The organism is Deltaproteobacteria bacterium (genome assembly GCA_030654105.1).
Taxonomy (GTDB): domain Bacteria; phylum Desulfobacterota; class SM23-61; order SM23-61; family SM23-61; genus JAHJQK01.
In genome coordinates this window covers 1-7,757 of record JAURYC010000061.1, presented here as the reverse complement: position 1 = coordinate 7,757, position 7,757 = coordinate 1, and the positions used below count along the sequence as shown (strand labels likewise).

Here is a 7,757-nt window from a genome sequence, read left to right as displayed (position 1 = left end):
TTGGGATTAAATCGGCAAATAACCAATGTGAATGGTGGCGGGGTTGGCCTTGGGCATCCGGTCGGGTCTACAGGATGCCGGATCATGGTAACTTTGATGTATGCGATGAAAAAACGGGGTAAGACCTTGGGATTAGCCACGCTTTGCGGCGGCGGCGGCGTGTCGATGGCCGCTGCCTTGGAAATGATATAAAAAAGAAAGGCTCAGGGTATTCAGAAATATCCTTCCATCAACCGTTTCATCCATTCAGGAATGATAGGTTGATCAATACGGTCGAAAGCAGAAACATAGGGCTTGATGTCCAGCACAGGGGTGCCGTCAATGGCATCGAGGCCCCTTACTATCAATACATTTTTTTCTATCCCGATCAATTCCACGGCTGTAATCCCGATGGGATTGGGGCGATGCTTGGCTCTTTGGGCAAAGATTCCCAAGGCAGGCATGTCGGCACGGCCCCGGGGACGCCGGGCAAGATCAGTAGAAGGATTAAAGGTAGCTTGATGCATAAAGAAAACGACGATGATGTGAGAAAATTGCCCTAGACCCTGTAATCCCGGCACGAACGGTTCATCCAGATGGATCTCCGAGACAACCTTGCCCCAATTTTCGTCGGCAGGTTCTGTGGCGGTTGACTTAACGATGCCAATGGGTTGCAGGTTCATCATAAAATCCCCTTTTCAAAGACTCCAGGCTGCCTTGGCTCCTTCTTCCGTTGCCTCTATGATCCGCCTGGGTTGGCAGGCGTCACCGATTACCCAGTGGCGAATTCCTCTGGCCGGCAAGATCTGCTGCCAATCATCACGAGGTTTCAAGCCAACGGCTATGATCACCTGGTCCACCGGAGACAGAGTTTGTTCTTCTCCGCCGCTCAGGATGGTCACGGAGCCCTCGGCGATCCTTTTCACAACCGTGTTAAAAAGAAGTTTACAATTTTTATCCCGCAGACGGGTGTGCAGCATGTAGCCGTGGGAGGTGATCTTAAGGACGGGCGAGCGTTTCAAAGTCTCCACCAGGGTTACCTGGGTACCCTTTTGGCTTAAAAAGTCCGCTGTCTCCATGCCGATCAGTCCCCCTCCGACCACGACGGCGTGTGATTTGGGCGCGACCTCTCCCGAGAGAATTTGCCAGGCATCGCCTACCAGGAGGAGGTCAATCCCTTCAATCGCAGGTATGATTTTTTCTCCTCCCATGGCTAAAATAACGACATCCGGATTGCCCTCTTCAATCATTCGGTCGGTAACCTGAGTTCCCGTGAGAATGGTGGCACCGATCTTTTTAACTTGGGAAGCAAGCCAGAAGATCCATTCTCCGTAGATACTTTTAAAAGGTGGGACGCAGGCAAAAAGCAACTGGCCGCCCAGATTCCTTTCTTTTTCAAAAAGGGTGACCTGGTGCCCGAGCCTGGCCGCCTCATAAGCGGCAGTCAATCCGGCGGGGCCTGCTCCCACGACCCAAACTTTTCGGGGCACTGCAGCCGGGCCTTGCGGGTAAATGGTTTCCTGACCGGTTTCGGGATTGATGGCGCAGCGAATCTTTCCCTCTCCCAGAATCAACCGTTCTATGCAGCCCTGATTGCAGGCAATACATTTGCGGATTTCTTGGGGCCGACCTTCTCGCGTTTTGACTAAAAAATCAGGGTCAGCCAAGAATTGCCTTCCAAAGGCAATGAGGTCGGCCTCTCCGCGACCGATCACCTCATCGGCCAGGGTTAAATCCGAGAAACGCCCCACGGCAATCACCGGTACATCCACAACCTCCTTTACCTTCTTTGCCCGCCAGACATTAAAACCGGGTTCATATTCTGCCGGCGCACTGGTAATTCCACCCGGGCTGCCGTGCGTTCCAAGAGAAGCATGAATCAGGTCGGCTCCGGCTTTCACCAAATTCGGCAGGATCGCCTGCATATCCTCAACGCTGTATCCCCCTTTGATGCATTCCTCTGTAGATATACGCAAGGATATGGGAAAATCACTGCCCCAGCGCCTGCGCACTTCCTGCAAAACTTCTACCATAAACCGACTGCGGTTGCTCAGATTGCCGCCATATTCGTCCTCGCGCTGGTTGCAAAGGGATGATAGGAACTGAGTTAGCAGATACCCGTGCGCGCCATGCACCTCCACGGCATCAAATCCGGCCTGCCGGGCCCGGAATGCGGCGGCGCCAAAGGCGGCGATAATCTCTTGGATTTCGCCCCGGGTAATTTCCCGCGGGGTGAGGCCGAAGACCAGGCTTCGGATCGGAGACGGAGCAATAGCTTTTCCTTCTTTGAGAAGATAAAGACTTTCTCTTCCGGCATGGTGTAATTGCAAAGCGACTTTACAGCCTGCCGCATGCGCTACGTCCGCAAGTTTTTTCAAACCCGGGATGAAGCGGTCGTCATACGCGCCCAGTTCGCTATTGATGGCCACGCCGCTGGGGTGGACGGCCGAGATTTCGGTGATAATCAGTCCTGGCCTTCCCCTGGCCCTCCGTTTTAAATAGGCCAGGTTAGCCTCGCTGACCGTACCATCGGCATTGCCCAGGTTGGTTCCCATGGGTGGCATCACAGCTCGATTCGGGAGCTCCAGGGTCTTAATCATGATGGATGAAAATAAGTTTTGTAAATGATTCATATTTCTTTTGTCCTCCTTGGATCGCCAAAACGGTTACGAAGGGATTCCGTTAGAAGGAAAGATTTAGGCGCGGAGAGCGGATATTTATTTTAAAGCCTCCCATAATATAGCATAAAGACCGTAAAGAAGTGTGCGAATAATGGGGTTCGTCTATCACTGTGCATTCATCAATTTATTGAAAAGTGAAGGGGGGCCAGGTGGAGGAATTTCTTGACACCCCAATCTATCCTATCGTAGTATTTCAGCCGTCCCCCAGCGAATCTAAATCAGGAGGCAACCATGCCTTTCAAACTTGGACCGAGAAGAGGAATCTATATTGACATCACCAAAAAGATGAAAGGGGAGCGGCTCGCCGATGATGAAAAAAAGAATTTTGAGGCTTTTGACCTGATCTACCGTTCCTTATGCGCATTGCTTTACAATTACGTTCCAACCTCCGGCCATCCTGGCGGATCGATATCCTCCGGGCGCTTTGTCGCCGGTATCGTTTTTAATGCCATGGATTATGATGTGTCCCACCCTGACCGGGAAGACGCGGATATCCTCTCTTATGCCGCAGGCCACAAGGCTTTGGGCCTTTACGCCATGTGGGCCCTGCGCAACGAGGTGATGCGTATCGGGGCACCCGAACTTCTTCCCGACGAGGAACGGTACCAGCTACGTCTGGAGGATCTTCTGGGCTTCCGCCGCAACCCCATCACCCAAACCCCGCTTTTTCTGCAATTCAACGCGAAACCGCTTGATGGCCACCCAACGCCGGCCACTCCGTTTATCCGTCTCTCGACTGGCGCTTCGGGTGTGGGTTTGGGGACCTCGATTGGTCTTGCCCTCGGCGCGATGGACTATTATGGCCAGGAGGCCCCGCGCGTCCATATCGTGGAAGGAGAAGGGGGCATGACCCCGGGACGGGTCAGCGAGGCCATGGCCGCAGCCGGTACAGCCTCCTTGAAAAACATCATTCTCCATATTGACTGGAATCAAGCCTCAATCGACTCTAACCGCGTCTGCCGCGATGGGGATGTACCCGGCGATTATGTCCAATGGAATCCGCTGGAATTCGCTTACCTGCATGATTGGAACGTTATTCTGGTGCCGGACGGCCTGGATATTGAACAGATCGTCACCGCCCAACGAGTGGCCAGGACCATCAAAAACAACCAGCCTACAACGATCGTTTATCGAACAAAAAAGGGGTGGCAATACGGCATTGAGGGGAGGGCATCCCACGGTGCGGGGCATAGCCTCTGTGCGGAGGGTTTCTACCAGGCCCTCCAACCGCTTCTCGAGAAAGTGGGAGGAGAGCTTCCCAGATGTGCAAGCAACAATCAACGTTGCCAGGGCGGCAAGGAGACGGTAACCCTTGAAGAGTGCTTCTGGGAATCATTGATGACGATTCGCGCTGCCTTGGAGAGGAGCCGTCCGGTAGTGGATGCCTTGGCGCGAAAACTCTTGGAAGCCCGTCGCCGCCTTAATAGGCGAGGCCGCAAGCCACGCCAACAAGCTCCGACCCTTGAAGCAATTTTTGATATGGCCAAGAGGGGCGAAGATATCATTCCGGAAGAACTGACCCTGTCACCCGGTAAGGCAACAACCCTGCGCGGGGAACTGGGTCGGGTACTGCAGCATTACAATAAGGCCAGCCATGGGGCAATCATTACGGCAGCGGCCGACCTTTTGGGCTCAACGAGCGTCAATACCATCGCCCAGGGTTTCCCCGAAGGTTATTACAACGCTGCTACCAACCCGGGGGCGCGGCTCCTATCAACCGGAGGCATCTGCGAGGACGCCATGGCGGGCATCCTTGCCGGCCTTTCTACCTATGGACGCCATATGGGGGTCGGCTCGTCCTACGGAGCATTCATCGCTCCGTTGGGTCATATCGCCGCCCGCCTGCATGCTATCGGCAATCAGGCTCGGCAGGCCATTACCAAAGAGCCCTATCGCCCCTTTTTCCTCGTCTGCGCCCACGCCGGCGTCAAAACGGGGGAAGATGGGCCAACCCACGCCGATCCTCAGGCCTTGCAGCTTCTCCAGGGAAACTTTCCCCGCGGCACGATGATCACCCTCACCCCCTGGGATCCTCAGGAGATTTGGACCCTGGTGTCGGCTGCGTTGAACAAACGTCCGGCGGTGATTGCGCCATTTGTCACCAGGCCGAATGAAAAAGTCGTCAACCGTGAGGCCTTAGGTCTTGCCCCGGCCACCGAGGCTGCCTCCGGTGTCTACCTTCTCCGCCGGGCCGAGGCCAAGAGCAATGGAACTCTGGTGCTCCAGGGCAGCGAGGTTGCCTATGCGTTTGTCGAGCATACGCTAGCAATGTTGAAGGCCAAAGGGATGGATCTGAATGTCTATTACGTGGCCAGTGCAGAGCTTTTCGATCTTTTGCCGCGTGCAGAGCAGGAGCGGATATTTCCGGAAGCGTGTGCTCAGGAGGCGATGGGGATCACCGGCTTTACTCTACCCACAATGGATCGCTGGATCCGTTCGGCCTGGGGCCGGCAGATGACCCTCCACCCTTTCCAGAAAGGCCATTATCTCGGCAGCGGGCAGGCGGACAAGGTTCTGGCGGAGGCGGGTCTGGACGGGGAGAGCCAGTTCAAAGCGATTGTCCGTTACGTGGAGGGAAAGCGATAAAGGAAATCAGTAAGCTTGGCCAGCCCTTCCTTAATTAGGGGCCCATCGATCCCCGAGTAGGCGAACCTCACGTACTGTTCCGTCTCGCCAGGCAGCGGACGCCCGAAATGACGCCGCGTACAGAAGCTTACCCCGGTCTCGTGCAGGCAGAGCTTGCGAAACTCTTCCACATCCCCAACCCCTGTGCGCCGCATCGCCCCCGTAACGTTGGGGAAAACGTAGAAGGTTGCCTCCGGCTTGAAGCACTTGATGCCCGGGATGGCATTCAGCAGGTCGACCAGCACATCGCGCCGCTCTCGGAGCGTAGCGACGATGAAATTTGGCCCTTCGCTACCGCCCTGGAGCCCGGCTAGGGCGCCGTACTGGACAAAGTGGTTGGCGCAAGATTCATCATTCACGTTAATTTTGGAAATGTGGTCGATAAACCTGGCCGGACCGATGGCCGCTCCCAATCGCCATCCGGTCATGGCAAATTTCTTGCTGAACGTGTACAGGATGACCGTCCGTTCGGCCATGCCGGGCAGGCTGGCGATGCTCATCGGTTCACCGCGGTAACGAATGTCGAAGTACGCCTCATCCGATAGAACGAAGAGATCGTTCTTCACAACGAGCCGGGCCAATTCCTCCATTTCTTCCTTCGGCGAGGAGGCTCCGGTGGGATTCTGGTAATTGTTATAAATGAGGATTTTGGCCCCCGCCTGGATGTCGTTGCGGATCGCCTCCATGTCGAGGATAAAGCCATCCCTGCCTTCCTTGTAACCGTAAGGAATACCCACGCCGCCGTGAAATTCGATTTGTGATTCGTAGATCGGGTAGCCCGGATTCGGGTAGAGCACTTTGTCGCCAGGATTCATCGCCACCATGATGAACTTTCCGATGGTCGGTTTGCCGCCGGGCTGGATGGATACATTGTCGGCCGTGAGATTCAGCTTGCGGGCTGCGCCCACATCTTTGGCCAGGGCTTCGCGCAGCTCGGGGATTCCGGCGGTGGGGGCATAACCCGTCTTTCCTTTCCTCATGGCCTCGGTGGCGGCGGCCATCACATTCGCGGGCGTGATGATGTTCATATCGCCCAGGTGAAAGGGATAAATTTTCTTGCCCTGCCGCCCCAGCTGGCTGGCCTCCAGCGAAACCGCAAAAGCGGTCTCTGTTCCGATCCGGCTCATCCGTTCAGCAGTGGGGATAGTCATGGGGGAAACTCCTCTCTTGAAAACATAACAGGAAAAGGGGATAAAGATTCAGATGATTAAGTTTAAAATATTGTTGCCCAAGAAGCAATAAAAGAGTTGATTTAGGCAGACGCATTGACGAATAATAACATTTCTGCTATACGGAGATAAAAATATTAGAAAAAAAGAAGGCAAAGAGGAGGAGGGGGAAAAATGATGACCCAAACTTATCAATTTAAAACTCCATCTGTAATCGTGAACGGGCCCGGAGCTGCTAAAGAGGTGGGTTCCTTCGCCAAGGGCCTCGGAAAAAAAGCTCTGATCGTTACTGACGTGGCTCTGGAAAAAATCGGTCTTCTCAATGACATCAAGAACTCGCTGGAAATGGCGGGAATTTCTTTTGCCATTTACGACAAGGTAGTTACCGAGCCAACGATGGATTTTGCGGAAGAGGGGCTGAAGATTTTCAAGGAAGTCCAAGCAGAATTTTTAATTGCCGTGGGAGGGGGCAGCCCTATAGATGCGGCCAAAGGCATTGCGGCCCTGGCCACAAACCCGGGAAAGATGAGTGACTTTGCCGGAGCGAATAAGATTCCTCGCCCGGGGGCTCCCCTGATTGCTATCCCGACTACGGCCGGGACTGGCAGCGAAGTTAGCCAGTTTACCATCATCACCGACACCACCCGGGACGTAAAGATGCTCATTGCCAGCCTCAATATCATGCCGCGGGTGGCATTGGTTGATCCTTTGATGACGCTGACGATGCCCCAGAAAATCACAGCGGCTACGGGTCTCGATGCCCTCACCCACGCCATTGAGGCTTTTGTTTCGGTAAAGGCTCAACCGATAACCGATACCCTCGCCCTTCAGGCGATCCGGTTCATTGCTGGCAATATTCGGCAGGCCTGGTCCAATGGGGATAATGTCGAAGCTCGGACGAACATGATGATCGGCGCTCTGCAAGCCGGGATGGCCTTTTCCAACTCCTCCGTTGCTTTGGTGCACGGGATGGCCAGGCCCATCGGAGCCTATTTCCATGTTCCTCACGGGATCTCGAATGCCGCCCTCCTTCCTACGGTTATCGAATTCAGCATTCCAGGGAACCCGAAACGTTATGCTGAAATCGCCGAGGCCATGGGCGAAATTACCGAGGGACTTTCTGTTCTCGATGCGGCTTATCTCGCGGCCGATGCAGTAGAAGGGTTAAATGTAGACTTGAAAGTTCCTACCTTAAGAGAACTGGGAGTGGAGGAGAAAAAGTTCAATTCCATAGTGGAACAGATGGCAGCGGATGCGATCGCCAGCGGAAGCCCGGGGAACAATCCGAGAAAAGCAACCCAGG

6 protein-coding genes are annotated in these 7,757 nt (G+C 54.5%); 3 read left to right on the top strand and 3 right to left on the bottom strand.

Features of this window, described 5'->3' with window-relative positions:
* A partial coding sequence (locus Q7V48_02470) for an acetyl-CoA C-acyltransferase (protein MDO9209604.1) occupies positions 1-192 on the top strand: 192 nt, incomplete at its 5' end.
* A gap of 20 nt (positions 193-212) precedes the next feature.
* Here the strand turns inward: Q7V48_02470 and tsaA are convergent.
* Complete coding sequence (gene tsaA, locus Q7V48_02465) at positions 213-665, bottom strand: tRNA (N6-threonylcarbamoyladenosine(37)-N6)-methyltransferase TrmO (GenBank protein MDO9209603.1); 453 nt, start codon at positions 663-665, stop codon at positions 213-215.
* Positions 666-677: 12 nt separating this feature from the next.
* On the bottom strand, positions 678-2,612 hold the full coding sequence (locus tag Q7V48_02460) for an FAD-dependent oxidoreductase (protein MDO9209602.1): 1,935 nt from the start codon (positions 2,610-2,612) through the stop codon (positions 678-680).
* 279 nt (positions 2,613-2,891) lie between these two features.
* Here Q7V48_02460 and Q7V48_02455 point away from each other — a divergent pair, with 279 nt between their 5' ends.
* Positions 2,892-5,246 carry a hypothetical protein gene (locus Q7V48_02455; GenBank protein MDO9209601.1) on the top strand — a complete coding sequence of 785 codons (2,355 nt, stop codon included), beginning with the start codon at positions 2,892-2,894 and terminating at the stop codon, positions 5,244-5,246.
* Here Q7V48_02455 and Q7V48_02450 read toward each other — a convergent pair.
* Positions 5,225-6,436, bottom strand: coding sequence for an aminotransferase class I/II-fold pyridoxal phosphate-dependent enzyme (locus Q7V48_02450; GenBank protein MDO9209600.1), 1,212 nt, complete (start codon positions 6,434-6,436; stop codon positions 5,225-5,227). The two genes, Q7V48_02455 and Q7V48_02450, sit on opposite strands and share 22 nt — an antisense overlap.
* Before the next feature lie 192 nt (positions 6,437-6,628).
* Between Q7V48_02450 and Q7V48_02445 the strand changes: the two genes are divergently transcribed.
* Positions 6,629-7,757: iron-containing alcohol dehydrogenase (locus tag Q7V48_02445; GenBank protein ID MDO9209599.1), on the top strand; the 1,129-nt coding region annotated here is incomplete at its 3' end.

Excerpts from the sequence above, each read along its gene's own strand:
- Q7V48_02450 (MDO9209600.1), bottom strand. The coding sequence starts at position 6,436 with ATGACTATCCCCACTGCTGAACGGATGAGCCGGATCGGAACAGAGACC.
- tsaA (MDO9209603.1), bottom strand. The coding sequence starts at position 665 with ATGATGAACCTGCAACCCATTGGCATCGTTAAGTCAACCGCCACAGAA.
- Q7V48_02455 (MDO9209601.1), top strand. The coding sequence starts at position 2,892 with ATGCCTTTCAAACTTGGACCGAGAAGAGGAATCTATATTGACATCACC.
- Q7V48_02460 (MDO9209602.1), bottom strand. The coding sequence starts at position 2,612 with ATGAATCATTTACAAAACTTATTTTCATCCATCATGATTAAGACCCTG.